Origin of the sequence: Exiguobacterium sp. PvP048, assembly GCF_040549175.1 — a bacterium.
Lineage (GTDB): Bacteria > Bacillota > Bacilli > Exiguobacteriales > Exiguobacteriaceae > Exiguobacterium_A > Exiguobacterium_A artemiae.
In genome coordinates this window covers 490,011-504,626 of the sequence record NZ_JBEPSU010000002.1, presented here as the reverse complement: position 1 = coordinate 504,626, position 14,616 = coordinate 490,011, and the positions used below count along the sequence as shown (strand labels likewise).

General features: G+C 46.1%; 16 protein-coding genes. 6 read left to right on the top strand and 10 right to left on the bottom strand.

Annotation, left to right across the window (positions count from 1 at the left end; all coding sequences use genetic code 11):
* Window positions 1–35 precede the first annotated feature (35 nt).
* Both ABIC15_RS07015 and ABIC15_RS07010 read left to right on the top strand, forming a co-directional pair.
* A complete protein-coding gene (locus ABIC15_RS07015; protein WP_354020200.1) occupies window positions 36–1,226 on the top strand; it encodes an MFS transporter in 1,191 nt (396 codons plus the stop codon).
* Between the two features lie 186 nt (window positions 1,227–1,412).
* Complete coding sequence (locus ABIC15_RS07010; RefSeq protein WP_012370094.1) at window positions 1,413–1,910, top strand: C40 family peptidase; 498 nt, start codon at window positions 1,413–1,415, stop codon at window positions 1,908–1,910.
* 75 nt (window positions 1,911–1,985) lie between these two features.
* Here the strand turns inward: ABIC15_RS07010 and ABIC15_RS07005 are convergent, their stop codons facing one another.
* From ABIC15_RS07005 to ABIC15_RS06970, 8 genes are all read right to left on the bottom strand, one after another.
* A complete protein-coding gene (locus tag ABIC15_RS07005) occupies window positions 1,986–3,065 on the bottom strand; it encodes a hypothetical protein (RefSeq protein WP_012370093.1) in 1,080 nt (359 codons plus the stop codon).
* A gap of 10 nt (window positions 3,066–3,075) precedes the next feature.
* Window positions 3,076–3,888 carry a hypothetical protein gene (locus tag ABIC15_RS07000; protein WP_012370092.1) on the bottom strand — a complete coding sequence of 271 codons (813 nt, stop codon included), beginning with the start codon at window positions 3,886–3,888 and terminating at the stop codon, window positions 3,076–3,078.
* Window positions 3,885–4,565: an ATP-binding cassette domain-containing protein gene (locus ABIC15_RS06995; RefSeq protein WP_012370091.1), complete on the bottom strand. Its 681-nt coding sequence runs from the start codon at window positions 4,563–4,565 to the stop codon at window positions 3,885–3,887. Before ABIC15_RS06995 ends, ABIC15_RS07000 begins: the two co-directional genes overlap by 4 nt.
* Entirely contained in the window at window positions 4,558–4,938 is a 381-nt protein-coding gene (locus ABIC15_RS06990) for a GntR family transcriptional regulator (RefSeq protein ID WP_012370090.1), read from the bottom strand. Before ABIC15_RS06990 ends, ABIC15_RS06995 begins: the two co-directional genes overlap by 8 nt.
* 146 nt (window positions 4,939–5,084) lie before the next feature.
* Entirely contained in the window at window positions 5,085–5,375 is a 291-nt protein-coding gene (locus ABIC15_RS06985; protein WP_012370089.1) for a hypothetical protein, read from the bottom strand.
* Window positions 5,376–5,508: 133 nt separating this feature from the next.
* Window positions 5,509–5,697 (bottom strand): hypothetical protein, encoded by a 189-nt coding sequence (locus ABIC15_RS06980; RefSeq protein ID WP_012370088.1) that lies wholly within the window; start codon window positions 5,695–5,697, stop codon window positions 5,509–5,511.
* Window positions 5,698–5,710: 13 nt separating this feature from the next.
* Entirely contained in the window at window positions 5,711–6,586 is an 876-nt protein-coding gene (locus ABIC15_RS06975) for an SDR family oxidoreductase (protein WP_012370087.1), read from the bottom strand.
* Window positions 6,587–6,734: 148 nt separating this feature from the next.
* Entirely contained in the window at window positions 6,735–7,196 is a 462-nt protein-coding gene (locus tag ABIC15_RS06970; RefSeq protein WP_041261554.1) for an NUDIX hydrolase, read from the bottom strand.
* A gap of 334 nt (window positions 7,197–7,530) precedes the next feature.
* On the opposite strand from ABIC15_RS06970, the gene ABIC15_RS06965 reads away from it, so the two are divergent.
* From ABIC15_RS06965 to ABIC15_RS06955, 3 genes are all read left to right on the top strand, one after another.
* On the top strand, window positions 7,531–8,265 hold the full coding sequence (locus ABIC15_RS06965) for a peptidoglycan DD-metalloendopeptidase family protein (RefSeq protein ID WP_354020196.1): 735 nt from the start codon (window positions 7,531–7,533) through the stop codon (window positions 8,263–8,265).
* A 387-nt stretch (window positions 8,266–8,652) separates the two neighbouring features.
* Window positions 8,653–9,582: a peptidoglycan DD-metalloendopeptidase family protein gene (locus ABIC15_RS06960; RefSeq protein ID WP_012370084.1), complete on the top strand. Its 930-nt coding sequence runs from the start codon at window positions 8,653–8,655 to the stop codon at window positions 9,580–9,582.
* Window positions 9,583–9,765: 183 nt separating this feature from the next.
* Window positions 9,766–10,695, top strand: a complete 930-nt coding sequence (locus ABIC15_RS06955) for a cation diffusion facilitator family transporter (protein ID WP_012370082.1) — start codon at window positions 9,766–9,768, stop codon at window positions 10,693–10,695.
* A gap of 83 nt (window positions 10,696–10,778) precedes the next feature.
* Here ABIC15_RS06955 and ABIC15_RS06950 read toward each other — a convergent pair whose 3' ends face one another.
* A complete protein-coding gene (locus tag ABIC15_RS06950) occupies window positions 10,779–11,888 on the bottom strand; it encodes a glycerol dehydrogenase (RefSeq protein WP_012370081.1) in 1,110 nt (369 codons plus the stop codon).
* A gap of 138 nt (window positions 11,889–12,026) precedes the next feature.
* A complete protein-coding gene (gene brnQ / locus ABIC15_RS06945; protein WP_354020193.1) occupies window positions 12,027–13,367 on the bottom strand; it encodes a branched-chain amino acid transport system II carrier protein in 1,341 nt (446 codons plus the stop codon).
* Between the two features lie 295 nt (window positions 13,368–13,662).
* Between brnQ and ABIC15_RS06940 the strand changes: the two genes are divergently transcribed.
* Window positions 13,663–14,607: a DUF2268 domain-containing putative Zn-dependent protease gene (locus ABIC15_RS06940; RefSeq protein WP_167315840.1), complete on the top strand. Its 945-nt coding sequence runs from the start codon at window positions 13,663–13,665 to the stop codon at window positions 14,605–14,607.
* Window positions 14,608–14,616 lie beyond the last annotated feature (9 nt).

Here is a 14,616-nt window from a genome sequence, read left to right as displayed (position 1 = left end):
TTTTGCGCACAGGCGCCAGAAGTGGGGAATTATTTATGTCATCATCATCATCGACTCGTTTGAGTCAAGCCGACTGGCTGTTAATCGCGACGTTATCCATGTTGACTTTTGTCCTTGGAACAAGCGAATTCGTCATCGTCGGTATTTTATCTGAAATTGCGGACGGTCTGAACATCACGATTGCGAAAGCCGGCACGCTCGTCTCCGCCTTTGCGATTGCCTTCGCCATCGGAACACCGATTACGATGTCCTTGACCGGACACCTTGAACGGCGGAAGTTAATGCTCAGTCTGATTTTCGTCTGGATCATCCTGAATATCTGCAGCGGGATCGCACCGAATTATGAACTGTTGCTGTTGTCAAGAATCGTGACGGCTGTTCTGACGGGTGTCCTGATTTCACTGGCAATGGTCGTCGCAAGCGACAGTGTGCCGATCGCGAAACGCGGCGTCGCTGTCTCCTTCATCTTCGGTGGATTCACGATGGCAAACGTCCTCGGTGTGCCGATCGGTACATTCATCGGACAACATGCCGGTTACTCTGCCACGTTTTGGCTGACGAGCAGTCTTGGTGTCGTCGCTCTGCTTGCTGTCTTGAAAGTCGTTCCGGTCCAGCAATCGGAATCGTCCGGTTCAATCCGCGAACAGCTCAGTTTACTCGCCAATCCACGGATCATGATCGCCTTTTTCATTCCCTCATTCGGATTCGGTGCGACATACGTCGTCTATACGTATCTCGTGCCCGTGCTTGAGTTGGAACTGAAATTGCCGTCAGCCTGGATCAGTCCGATTTTACTCGCTTACGGTGTCGTCTCGATCTTCAGTAACATCTTGGCCGGTAAAATCGCCAGTCGGAATCCGATCGGCCGTCTCCGGTTCGTCTTCATCGTTCAGGCGATCGTCCTCGCTGCTCTCTACGTGACGACAGCGTCGGTATCGCTTGGCCTGATCAACATTGCCTTGATGTCCTTGATGTCGATTTTATTGACGACGTCGACGCAAATTTATCTGATCGACCTGGCAGAAAAGTTTAATCCGGAAGCGAAAGGGCTTGCTGCTTCGCTGATGCCGGTCGCAAGTAACGTCGGGATTGCCTTCGGTTCCGCACTCGGCGGGCTCGTCTATGCGAATGGTCCGATGATGAACATCGCCCTTGTCGGCGGTGCCGTCGCCTTACTCGCCGCCGCGTTGACAGCCGTCAGTCACCGGCTCGATCAACGTTCTTAAAAAACGCCTGTTTCCAGAGTGTCCTCTCGTGAGGCGCTTGGAACAGGCGTCTTTTTGTACCGGAGACTCAGACCGAACCTTACAAGACTGTTAGGTGAACGTATCTGATTTGTTGCTTTATTTTCCAATCGGCATGATACGGTAAAGATAGTTTTTCATCCCACTTATGTAAAAGGAGATTTTATTATGAAATCGTATTATGCCCTTCCATTAACTGCCCTCTTATTGACAGCGACGGTCAGTCCGATCGCGACATTTGCTGCAACACCGACTAAAGCCGAGACACCAAAACCATTATCGGAAAAAGCACTCGCGAAAAAGAAAGCCGCGATTGCAAAACTCGCGACATCATTGATTGGGACTCCGTATAAAGAAGGTGGCACGACAACAAAAGGATTTGATGCATCCGGCTTCACGCAATACGTGTATCAAAAAAGTGATCTGAAACTCGAACGGACGATTGCAAAACAAGCTGCGATGCCTCTTAAAACCGTCACACTCAAAAAAGCGATGCCGGGCGACTTGTTATTCGTTCAGGCGAAAAAGGCGAAAGCGCCGAACTTCGTCGGAATCTATACCGGTAAAAATAAATTCGTTGCCGTGACAACGAAAAAGGTCGAATCGCAGGACCTGACGTGGAGTTACTATGCGAAACAGGATATCATCATCAAATCGTATCAATAAGATTGAAAAACGCAATCCGGAACTCCTTGAGAGTTTCAGATTGCGTTTTTTGCTGTAATGTCAAAAGTATCATTATTATTTCAAGACCAGCCCGTTTAGGGATGTCTCTTCGCGCTTCAGTTTGTCTTTAATGTTTCCTTCATACAAAATGCGGTCGGATAATGGATCGATGACTCGAACATTGTAAATCCCATCATTCAACCGATTCGCCGTATAAATCAAACCATCCTTAAGCGTAGTATACTCACCCAATCCAAACTCATCCGTCACTAACGGGATATCCATTGAATGTTTTTCTACTTGCTTTGTTTTTATGTCATACAAAGTCCAGTTGAAATCGTTCATTTCACGTTCAAGTACAATCAGCTTCGAGCCATCTGCACTGAGTTCCGTTTGCCCGTTGCTGAATGATTTTAAGCCTTTTAAGCGCTTTGTTGTTTTTCCGTTGCTCATGTATAATTTTTCTTTACTTACATCTGTTCCATTAATATTTTCCATCACGTAATAGACAATCACTTCATTATGAATTCCTAAGAGCGAGATTTCATCTTGAGAAGAAACAGATAAATTAATTTTTTGAATGCTATCGCCTTTTAAATCGATTTTGTATAACTGCGTGCCGACTTCCGTTTGCAGATCGTAGATCGTGACATATAAACTGTCCCCGATTTTCTTATACGGCGTGATTTGAGTTTCCCCTAATTTCCGAGCTTCAGCAGGTGCCGGAAAGATTTTTTTAACGACGCGCTGCTTGCCTTCTTCCCAATACTGAAGTTCCCACTTAGTATTGTCCGGCGCACCCATCGCATATGAAATGCCGTCCTGTTTCAGCATAGTGACGTAATCAGAACGGATGAAGCGCCGAAAGTCAGCCGGAGCCCGCTTTTCCTCAGACGGATTCTCAAACAGATCGCTGATAAAATTATTGGTCTTTTTTTGAACATGACCGTCTAATTCAACGTTATAATCCACATCTTTTAAACCGTTATCGTATAGTTCCGCTTGAATGGACCGGACTTCCGGTTGTTTCGGATTCCCTTTGATCGTCTCCACGGTAAAATCCGATTCCTCGATCGATTGAATAAAGACGGTATAAATGCCGAGCGTCAAAACACTGACGACTGCCAGAATAACTACAAATTTAAATTTTCGCATGACGTCCTCCTCAGACCGAAATTTTCCATTTTAACAAGCGCAGGCTTTTCCAAATCGTATAAATAAAATAGAGAACAAAAATCGCTATCATGATTGCTGATATTTCCTGTGATAAAAAGATATCGAGCGTTTCAATGATGTACATACCGCCCATCATGATCACGACAATAGCAATGACTTCAAGGACGATGAACAATAGTCCTTTTGTTTTCCGATACGACCGCTCCAGCAGTATGAGCATAAACAAAAAGCTGACGGTAAACAGGGCGAGCGTTACAATGACGAGTACATCTACAAGATTCATCGTATATAACTGTTTTAAAGTCCGCGACAATCCAAGAGTAGAAGTTGCACGGTAGTCATCCTTAATCATCCAGTTGAATATGACAAAACTGAGCTGAATGACTACCCACTGCAAACCAATGAAGCTAATGATGACAAGAGCCAGCGAGGTAAATTTAGCAAAAAAGATTTTTGCCCGGTTGCCCGGTAACAACAGTAAACGGTATATGTACTTGGACTCTCCAAGCCAGTCCCGGTACCAAATCTGGACGGCATACAGCAACACAAGAGCTACTCCGATCAAGATAATATAGCTGAAATACGAGCTAGCTTGTTCAAACGATAACTTTTCAATCGTGCGGATAGCATCGGATTCGCTTACTTTGGCGTAACTCATATACTCCTGCACCTGACGTTCATGATAGATGACCCGTCCGACGACGGTCAGGATTTCAATACCCGCCATCGCGAGGATGATAGATATAATCATTTTCCAGCTTCGTTTTAACTCTTCGTTCGTTAACATCAGGTACTGTTTCATCGCTGATAAACCTCCCGCATCCGGTCCTGGACCGATTTTCCGTATACTTCACGCATCTCTTCCGTATCGTGTTCATCGATGATCCGACCGTCCTGCAAAAAGACAACCCGGTCAATCAGGTGTTCGATTTCGATGATTTCATGTGTCGTCATCAGGATGCCGCGTCCTTCCATGTAATGACTCGAAAAGATCCAGGCAATCTGTTCTTTCGTAAATAAATCAATTCCGGCAAACGGTTCGTCGAGCAACAGGTACGGACGGTCCAGTGCAAAACCAAGCACCAAACTGAACTTCGCCTGATTCCCTTTTGACAGTTCCAAAATTTTGTCAGTCGTCAGTAACTTGAACAACCCCATCAGTTCTTCGGCGACTTTCGGATTCCAGTCCGGATAATAGTCGTTCATGTAAAGAAGCGCATCCCCGATCGTCATATAGCCGGGCATCGTCTGCAGGTCCGGAACGAAGGCAATTTTATCGCGTGAGACCTCGCCGTCGACGAGGACGGTTCCGGCATCGACCGGGACGAGTCCCATGATGGCTTTTAAGATCGTTGATTTTCCTTCGCCGTTTAAACCGATCAGACAGGTGATGCTGTCCGGACGCACCGAAAAGGAGACCCCTTCAAGAATCGGTTTTTTCCGACCGTATCGTTTTTTCAAGCCATGGACTTCAAGCATCGACCTTCCTCCGTTCCGTTGATTGATAGACGGTTTCGACTTTCGTGACGACTTCGCCAAGCGGAATCTGAATCGCTTGGACGGCCTCGATGAACTGGGCGACGGCTTCATCGAGCATCTCCGTCCGGACTTTTTTGACGATTTCCTGATCCATCGTGATCTTACTCGGGACGTTTCGTTCTGTCGTGATCAAATTTTGTTCCTCCATCTCTTTATAGGCTTTCTGCGCTGTATTTGGATTGATTCCCAGCTGCGCGGCGATTTCCCGGCGCGATGGGATTTCCTGTCCGCACTTCAGTTCTTCCGTTGCGATTTGTTCCTTGAACCAACGGACGACTTGAAGATACACCGGGCTTCTTTGGTCAAATTGCATCAGGTCCTTGACCTCCTTCTTCCGTTCATTGTATTAAAACAGTAATACACTTTCTTTCTGTATCATACGGGTAATACAGTTGGCTGTCAATTACTTTCCAAAAAAAAGATGCTGTCTCTAAAATAGAGACAACATCTTGAGTTCCATTACTTTTGATATTCCAAAATCGTCTGTTGAACCGGAATCCCCGACATTGGTACCGTCCGCTCGACGAACAGATACCGTTTTCCATTAACCAAAAAGCGACGGTTCCCTAAATATTCGACCAGTTTTCCATCCTGTTTTAATTTTTGTTCAATCGCTTTGACGTGATCTTCGAGTGCATAGAACCGATCGTCAAACGTCATCGTGATGTTTTTGTTGCGAAATCCGAGTAAATAACTGTAAAAAAACCAAAACCCTGCCCCTAGTGAGAGAAATGCTAACAGAAATTCCATGTGTTCTTCCCCCTTTTTTGTATAATTTTTTATACGAATGATTTTATGTAAGGGTTCCCATTAAAATGCATATTTTTACTTTTCTGACAAAAAAAACTGATTCCGGACTATCTCCGGAATCAGTTGCATCGGTTTAGTAAGGGTTCGGATCTTCTTGCGGTGTATCCGGAATTTCCGTTGGTTCCGGGAACGTGTCCGGCTCCGGTTGACGGATTGGATCTTCCTGCGGTGTCTCCGGCACTTCGGACGGTGGTGTTGTCGGAATCTCGTCCGGTTGTTGATCCGGTTCGTGTTCCGGCACTTCATTCGGATTTTTCTTCATGATGAGTTCCTCCTTATGATGTAATGTAATCGCCGCCGTTGATATGAATCGTTTGACCGGTGACGTAACTGGAGTCGCGTGACGCCAGGTAGACATACGCCGGTGCGTTTTCCGACGGTTGGCCGCGTCGTTTCATCGGTGTGTCTTCCCCGTGTGCTTCCACCTTTTCTTTTGTGAACGTTGCCGGGATGAGCGGCGTCCAAATCGGACCGGGTGCAACGGCATTGACGCGAATCCCTTTTTCAATCAAGTTTGACGCCAGCGAACGCGTCAACGTCGTGATTGCCCCTTTGGTTGCCGAGTAATCGATCAGTGATGGTGCCCCGCGATACGCCGTGACGGACGATGTATTGATGATCGAATCTTCCTTGTTCAAATGCGGTAACGCAGCCTGCGTCAGATAGAACATTGAAAAGAGATTCGTTTCGAACGTCTCTTTTAACTGATCCGGTGTGATCGCCAAGAAATCGTCTTGCGGAAACTGTTTTCCGGCATTGTTGACCAGGATATTCAATTGACCAAACTCTTGAATGACCTGATCAATGATCGGTTGGGCGTTCTCCGGTTGACTGACATCTTTCGCAAGCGCCAGTGCCTTGACACCATACCCTTCAATCAATTGTTTCGTTTTTTCTGCATCCCGTCCCTCATTTAAGTACACGATGGCGACGTTAGCGCCCTCTTTGGCATAGGCGATCGCGACGGCACGCCCAATACCGCTGTCTCCCCCTGTCACCAACGCCACTTTGCCTTTCAACTTACCTGATCCGACGTATTCCGGGTCGTCGTACACCGGTTCAGGATGCATTTCCGCTTCGATTCCCGGTTGCTGATCCTGTGTTTGTCCCCGTGCTTGTTGATGCATCTGCTCCAATTCTTCTTCACGCATATGACCCAACCCCTTTTCACTATTTAATGACTACCTTCATTAACATTCCCTTGCCATATATCAATAAACGTCTAACGAAAAAAAAACGATAAAAATTATCGTTTTTTTAGTTCGTTTCTTCTATATGAAAAGAAGAAAAGTAACATAGTCATTCTTCATTTGAAAATAATGGCGACCATTCACCACACTGAATCATTTTCATCAATTTTTCAGGATACAGCTTCACTGTCTCTAATTGTTCGATTGGAACATATCGATAAATCAATTCTTCGCCTTCCACTCCAAAAAATTCTTCGGTCGTGACCGCCATATCACCCAAAATAGTTACTTCATAATAAAAGCCGACTTCATGAAAAGACACGTCTTCATATGTAAAAAAGTTTTCATGAACGGATAAAAAGCGTGTGACCTCGGCCTTTAATCCGAGTTCTTCTTTGATTTCCCGGACGATTGCCGCCTCCCCGTTCTCCATCAATTGAATCCTTCCGCCCGGCAATGCCCAAAACTCATCCCGGACATTCCGGTGAATCAACAGATGTCCGTCTTTGATAATGACTGCCGCTGCCCGGTGGTTAAAGCGTTGTTGCCCTACTGTAAACTTGATATCCATCTTCATCTTCTCCTCCAATTCGCTATCGACCCATACTTTATCACATTTTCACATATTCCGGATTATGTCATAAAACTCATACCCTGTAATAAAATTTTACCTGGTATGACGGTATTTCAGAATCATTCCTATCAATATATTACAATACATATTAATTACCTATATTTAAGCAATCAAACTGAAATATTATTTTCAAAACACTCGATGCTATACTCGGTTTATCAAATTCACTACTTCGACGCAGTATTCATATACAGCCTACAACTTATAGACAGATGCAATCTGTCACAACTCATCGACCGTCAATTGTTTTCACATCAGGAGGAACTACTACATGAAACGTATTTTAACAACCGTCACGATGAGCGCACTCGTCGTTTCAGGATTCGCTAGCACGGGTACAGGTAAGGTCGAGGCTGCAAGCTCTTCTTCTTACAAAGTCAAAGTCATGGCCGATGGATTACGTGTCCGGACCGGTCCTTCCACAAAGTATAAAATCGTCGGCGGAGTCAATGCCGGGAAGACCTTCAAATACTATGGTAAAAAAGGCAAGTGGACAAAAATTTCGTATGGCGGTAAAAAACGGTACGTCTATTCCAGTTATGTAAAACGATACAGCATCGGGAAAAAGGCAACAGCCAAAAAAGCTTCCCATTCAACAGGTTTCCTCCGTCCGACAAGCGGACGCATCTCACAAGGATACGGAAAAGCGAGCGGCCGCTACGGATATACGTTCCATAACGGCATCGATATCGCAGCAGCCGCAGGGAAAACGGTCCGTGCGACTGCTTCCGGCAGAGTCATTAAATCAGGCTATCAAGGCGCCTACGGCAACTATGTCATGATGAAACATAAAGTGAACGGTTCAACCTACACAAGTGTTTATGCTCATCTCAGCAAACGTTCCGTCTACACCGGTCAATCAGTCGCAAAAGGCTCAAAAATCGGAAATGTCGGCAGCACCGGAAACTCAACCGGTTCACACCTTCACTTCGAACTGCACAGCGGCGGTTACATTTACAGCGGAACTTCAGCCGTCAACACGATCAATCCGCTCAGCGTCTTATAATCATTTCGGACAGCCGTTTTCGGTTGTCCGTTTTTTTAAACCTTTTTGAAAATAAGTCCTCTGAAATAAATTCATTCTAATTATTGGAAAATTCATCATAACATAATGATTGTTCTGATTTCCTGACACTTTTTAAAAATCGTTGTCTAATCAATAAAAATCTAGGTTTTACAGAAAAATCAATAAAAATTAAAATTCCTAAATTAAGGTAAAATAGATTTTATGCTCTCTATAATATAAAATATCGAAACATTATAGAAATAATATTGTAATATTTAAACATTTTTACTAATGGTACACTCATCTAAGAAATCATAGAACAACCTTACATATTGCTCCACCCACATACGGATTCAGTCCGACAGATTCAAAGGAGGATTTACTGATTTGAAAAAATTATTTACTACGCTGACGGTATCCGCTATCGCCGTCGCCGGTTTCTCGACATATGCCGTTCCAAAAGCTGATGCGGCAACGTTTTATAAGGTCAAAGTCATGAACGATGGATTGCGTGCCCGCACCGGTCCCGCGACGACATACGGTATCATCACAGGTCTTGATAAAGGCGATACATACAAATACTTAGGCCGGACCGGAAATTGGACAAAAATTCTGTACGGATCACGTAAAGTCTACGTCTCTTCTACATATGTCAAAAAATATTCTGTCACGACATCATATAAAATCAAAATCATGGTCGATAATCTCCGCGTCAGAAGCAGTTCGTCCACAAGCAGTTCTCAGGTCGGGATCGTCAACAGCGGACAAACCTTCCGTTACCTCGGTCGGACGGGAGACTGGATTAAATTCTTATATAATGGCAACAAACGATTTGTCCATGCCGATTATGTTAAAAAATATACGGTCACGAGCTTAACCAATTCGGGTGGGGCAACCAAAGCCTCAAACGATTTCATCACGCCGACCAGTGGACCGATCACGCAAGGATATGGTCAAGCAAGCGGTGTCTACGGCTATACGTTCCATAACGGAATCGATTACGGTGCCCCGAAAGGCACACCGGTTTATGCAACGGCAGCCGGGAAAGTCATCACTTCTCAATTAAAAGGTGCGTACGGCAATTATGTCATGGTCAAGCATTCGATTGACGGCGCTTCCTTCACGAGTCTCTATGCCCACATGAACAGCCGATCGGTCTCAGTCGGACAATCGGTCTCAAAAGGACAGCTTCTCGGTACGGTCGGTCAAACAGGAAATGCGTTCGGAACGCATCTTCATTTTGAACTGCATCGCGGAACATACGTCTACAGTGCGACATCGGCGGCAAGCAGCGTCAATCCGTTGAACTATCTATAACGACACAGTCCCTCATTTCTTTTGAAATGAGGGACTGTTTTATGTCTCATCCAACCGTATATCGTCCAATGATCGCGTTTCATTCTCTTCTCTCAGTGGAAAATGAAACATACGTCGATTGACCACAGACGTTTCGCATTCTATAATTCAAATAGATATTTGAATGTATCAGGAGGTATCTTTATGGCACATAATCATGATCATCATCATCACACCGACAATAAAAAAGTATTGCTTCTCTCGTTCACCATCATCACGCTGTTTATGATCGTCGAGGTAATCGGCGGATTTTGGACGAACAGTCTGGCTTTGTTATCGGACGCCGGGCATATGCTGAGCGACTCGATTTCACTTGCAATTGCACTCGCAGCCTTTCACTTCTCAAACCAGAAGCCGGATGCAAACAAGACGTTCGGCTCAAAACGTTTTGAAATTCTCGCGGCGATTTTTAACGGTGTCGCCTTGATCGGCATTTCGCTTTATATTTTTGTCGAAGCCGTGCAGCGGTTTGTTGATCCTCCGGCTGTCGCAACGACCGGGATGTTAATCATCAGTACACTCGGACTTCTAGTGAACTTACTCGTTGCCTGGATCATGACGCGCGGCGGCGGGCACGAAGATAATCTGAACATGCGTGGTGCCTACCTGCATGTCTTAAGTGACATGCTCGGATCCATCGGAGCCATCATTGCCGCCCTGTTGATCCTGTTCTTCGGCTGGGGAATTGCGGATCCGCTCGCCAGTATCATCGTTGCAATCCTCGTTCTGCGCAGCGGCTATTACGTAACGAAGGCCGCGGTCCACGTCTTGATGGAAGGTACACCAAGCGACGTTGATGTCGAACAGGTCGTCTCGACCATTCAAACGAACGAAGCGATTCTTGGTCTGCACGACCTTCATATCTGGTCGATTACGAGCGGTTACAACGCGTTATCCTGCCACGTCGTCGTCAAAGACGACATGACGGTCCGTGAATCGGAGTCGATCCGGGAACAACTGGACCACGACTTAAAACATGTCGGCATTACTCATGCCACGATTCAGGTTGAGACCGCTCAGCATGACCATGAGAATCAGCTGTACTGTCATGGGGAACAGAAGCATGTCCATTAATAAGAACCATTCTTACACTAAAAAGGCGATTTCCCTTCAATCGGGAGAATCGCCTTTTTGCTTATCATTGGTATAACGTTTCGTCAGTTCTTCAATTTCGCCTGATAAGCTTTTGAATAGCGGTCAGCGGCAATGATGGCATCCGCCACTTCATCCGCCGTTACATCAAAGCCGCTGTGAATTGTCTCCCCTTCTGCCGTCGCTGCGTGACCGACCTTTAAGATGTCTTCGCGTGAAGCATCTTTTAGTTTGACGTCTTCCAGTGTGACCGGCAGTCCAAGATCCATATAGAACGAAATGTACCGTTCGATTTCTTCCTGCGGGTGTTCTTCGAGCGCCAACTGGACGAGCGTCCCGAACGCGACTTTTTCCCCGTGTGTCAAATGGTGAATGTCTCCTTCAAGCGCCGTGAATCCGTTATGGATGGCATGTGCTGCCGCCAGTCCACCGCTTTCAAACCCAAGACCACTCAACAACGTATTGGCTTCAACGACAGCTTCAAGCGCCGGTGTGACGACCTTTGCTTGAACCGACTCATAGGCGAGACGTCCGTGCTCGAACAACACTTCTTCACAGCGTTTCGCAATCGCTTCCGCCGCAATCGTCGGCCGTCCACCGGCCATCGTCGTGCCTCCAAAGGCAATGACACTCCGGACCTCGACCCATGTCGCCAGTGCATCGGCAATCCCCGAAGCAAAGAAACGGGCCGGCGCTTCAGAAATCAATTTTGTATCGACCAAGACAAGATCCGGATTTTTGTTATAAAAACGGTAACTCTCAAAGATTCCCTCATCCGAATAGATGACGGACAGTGCACTTGTCGGCGCATCGGTCGAAGCGATCGTCGGTACGATGACGACCGGCAGATGGAACTCGTCCGAAACGGCTTTTGCCGTATCAAGCGTCTTCCCGCCCCCGACCCCCATGACGAATTTCACGCCGGCATCCTTGGCTTGTGCGGCAATCCGTTCGACTTCATGTTTTGAGGCTTCACCGCTGAAATCTGCTTTTTCAATTTTGATTCCTTCTGCTGAAAATGAAGCATGGACACGTTCCTCGACGATTTTCCAAACGACATCATCGGCGATCACTAGGGCCACGTCTCCAATCGGACTCACATATGTACCGAGCCGATCAATGACATTTTTCCCTTGGACATACTTCGCCGGACTAATGAAAACACGTTCTGACATGTTCAACATCCTTTCTTTCTTCAACGACAGTATCAACAATGGCTTACATTTTAAGCCATTCCTTTTTGGTCTGTTCGTTAAACGCAAAAAACCGTTTCGATTCGAAATCGAAACGGCTTCTTTCCAGACCAACTGAATTTAAGCAACCCGTGACTGTTCCGTCCGGTATGCTTTTTTCCGACCGAACAATCCGCCGAGGACAGCCCCGATAATCGCCGGAACGACCCAACCGAGTCCGACGGAAAAGAACGGCAACACGTTTTCAAAGACACGCAAGACCGGTTCGACCGGTGCTTTCGCCACCTTCAGTCCGTCAAACAGACTGACGGCAAACGTCATCCACATCGCCCCTTGATAGACAGCCGGTTTTCCTTTAAAGACGTTATGTAAGAACGTTAGGAAGATCAGACAGATCGCTAACGGATACAGTGTCAACAGAACCGGTTTGGAGATTGCGATCAACTGTGTCAGTCCGATATTGGCGACAAGTGCACTGAAGATCGACAGACCAATCGTCCATTTGACATACGAAATCCGCGGCAACAACAGTGAGAAGAACGACGCACAGGCAGTAATCAGTCCGACACTCGTCGTCAGACACGCGACCGTGATCATCAATCCAAGTAAAATCGAACCGTATGAGCCGAAGTAATAATCGGACACCGCCGACAGAATTTCCGCTCCGTTCGTCAATGGACCGATTTTTGAGATGCTCGATGCGCCCATGAAGGCAAGCGCTGAATACGTGATGGCAAGTAAACTCGCCGCAATCAAAGCGGCTTTCGAACAAATGACGAGCAATTGTTTTTTCGACGTGACCCCTTGGTCTTTAATCGCCGAAATGATGATGATTCCGAACACAAACGCTCCGAGGGCATCAAGCGTCAAATAGCCTTCCTGGAAGCCGTTAAAAAAGGCATTGTGCTGATATGTCGTCAAAGGATTCTGAAAACTTCCGATCGGTTTAACCACGGCAACGAGAATCAATAAGCCGATAAACGTGATCTTAATCGGTGTCAGGATTTTGCCGACGACATCGACGATTTTTGTCGGATTCAATGATAACAGACACGCGACCGTATAAAACAGAATCGAAAAAATCAGTAATGGTGTCGACGATGCCCCTTCTCCGAAGAAAGGTTTGATACCAATCTCGTACGAAACGGTTCCGGCACGCGGAATCGCAAAAAACGGACCGATTGCCAAGTACAAGATGATCGCAAAGACAAGACCAAAGATCGGATGGACCCGTGACGCCATCGCCCGTAAGTCCGGTTCACCGGAATAAGCAAATGCCAAGATGGCCAGCAACGGCAACCCGACGCCTGTGACCAGGAATCCGGCGTTGGCAATCCAGACGTTCTCACCTGCCATTTGTCCGAGCATCGGTGGAAAAATCAAATTTCCGGCCCCGAAAAACAAGGCAAACAGCATCATACCGATGACGACGATAAAGGATGTTGGAACTGTTTTAGACATAAGAAACCTCCACTATTAAATTACGACCTGATTCGTTGACTCGAGCAAAATCAGGTACTTCGTCCGAAAGGATAACATAGGTTTGTGACCTCATGCTAGGAGTTTATCTGGTGAATATTCTGAAAATTTAGCTGAAAACGTTCTCGTATCCTTCAATAGCGAAATATTGCCATTTTGGGGCTGTTCTTTTGTAATCGGTAACATAAGTTCATCTGACTAGGAGGAAATCATGAAACTTTTACCAATTACTTTACGTATGGATAATTATGGTTTTTTAGACAAAGGAGGAACCTGGATGAAACGACTTTTACTTGCCGCTACCTTGACCAGTCTGCTTGCAGGCTGTACCGATGCGCCGGAAGCTGAAAAGGCCGAACCGCAGAAATTGACCTTCAAACAAGATCATCAGACGATTCAAATCATTCCGCTGTACGATGCCTATCAGTCGTATGTCGATGCGACATTAAAAGAGCCGACCGAGAATGGGGCCCTGTTCGAGAAACATGTGTTGGCTACGAAACACAAATGGATCGAAAAAGAAAAACTGACAGATACATATACAGACCGGCGGATTTTAGATATTCCGACCGACAATGCAGAAGAGCTGAACAAAACGATTGTCTACTTGAAAAAACATCAGGATGCCATTCAGCAACAGATTAAAAAAAGTCTTCAGACTTCGATTGATGCATTGCCTCGAACCGATAAGCTGACGGTCTTTGTCGCACCTTACAATGTCCATAATCCGGCCGAGATAAAGCGCCATGGCGGAGTCACCGGTTTTGCCTCAGGAACTGATATGTTCACGCTCTACCTGGCTAAAGGTTTTTCAACAGATACACTTGCCAATGCTGTCGCCCATGAGTACCACCATACCGTTGCTTTTAAAAGCAACACGCACGACTCGATGTTCAATGGCATCATGTTAGAAGGTGAAGCCGACATGTTTGCTGCACAGGTTTATCCAAAAGGGAAATCGGAAGCGACAGAACCGTTACTCGATCATACGCTCGAAAATCTGTTGACACAGATCAACAACCATAACGTCGATGCATACGATTTACGATACGGCAACTATGACAAAGACATCCCGCCACTTGCCCAATATACGCTCGGCTATATGATCATGACGGACTTCCTTCAGAAAAATCCAGATCTTCCCGTCGCCAAATGGACCGAGATGCCGACAACTGATATTTTGGAGAAAACCGGTTATGCGAAGAAGTTGACGATCCGTTGAGCGGATTTC

What these genes read in the sequence shown, in the direction of transcription:
- brnQ (WP_354020193.1), bottom strand. Translation starts at nt 13,367, where the DNA reads ATGTCTAAAACAGTTCCAACATCCTTTATCGTCGTCATCGGTATGATG.
- ABIC15_RS06985 (WP_012370089.1), bottom strand. Translation starts at nt 5,375, where the DNA reads ATGGAATTTCTGTTAGCATTTCTCTCACTAGGGGCAGGGTTTTGGTTT.
- ABIC15_RS06955 (WP_012370082.1), top strand. Translation starts at nt 9,766, where the DNA reads ATGGCACATAATCATGATCATCATCATCACACCGACAATAAAAAAGTA.
- ABIC15_RS07005 (WP_012370093.1), bottom strand. Translation starts at nt 3,065, where the DNA reads ATGCGAAAATTTAAATTTGTAGTTATTCTGGCAGTCGTCAGTGTTTTG.
- ABIC15_RS06965 (WP_354020196.1), top strand. Translation starts at nt 7,531, where the DNA reads ATGAAACGTATTTTAACAACCGTCACGATGAGCGCACTCGTCGTTTCA.
- ABIC15_RS06940 (WP_167315840.1), top strand. Translation starts at nt 13,663, where the DNA reads ATGAAACGACTTTTACTTGCCGCTACCTTGACCAGTCTGCTTGCAGGC.
- ABIC15_RS06995 (WP_012370091.1), bottom strand. Translation starts at nt 4,565, where the DNA reads ATGCTTGAAGTCCATGGCTTGAAAAAACGATACGGTCGGAAAAAACCG.
- ABIC15_RS07010 (WP_012370094.1), top strand. Translation starts at nt 1,413, where the DNA reads ATGAAATCGTATTATGCCCTTCCATTAACTGCCCTCTTATTGACAGCG.
- ABIC15_RS06980 (WP_012370088.1), bottom strand. Translation starts at nt 5,697, where the DNA reads ATGAAGAAAAATCCGAATGAAGTGCCGGAACACGAACCGGATCAACAA.
- ABIC15_RS06970 (WP_041261554.1), bottom strand. Translation starts at nt 7,196, where the DNA reads ATGGATATCAAGTTTACAGTAGGGCAACAACGCTTTAACCACCGGGCA.
- ABIC15_RS07015 (WP_354020200.1), top strand. Translation starts at nt 36, where the DNA reads ATGTCATCATCATCATCGACTCGTTTGAGTCAAGCCGACTGGCTGTTA.
- ABIC15_RS06950 (WP_012370081.1), bottom strand. Translation starts at nt 11,888, where the DNA reads ATGTCAGAACGTGTTTTCATTAGTCCGGCGAAGTATGTCCAAGGGAAA.
- ABIC15_RS06990 (WP_012370090.1), bottom strand. Translation starts at nt 4,938, where the DNA reads ATGCAATTTGACCAAAGAAGCCCGGTGTATCTTCAAGTCGTCCGTTGG.
- ABIC15_RS06975 (WP_012370087.1), bottom strand. Translation starts at nt 6,586, where the DNA reads ATGCGTGAAGAAGAATTGGAGCAGATGCATCAACAAGCACGGGGACAA.
- ABIC15_RS07000 (WP_012370092.1), bottom strand. Translation starts at nt 3,888, where the DNA reads ATGAAACAGTACCTGATGTTAACGAACGAAGAGTTAAAACGAAGCTGG.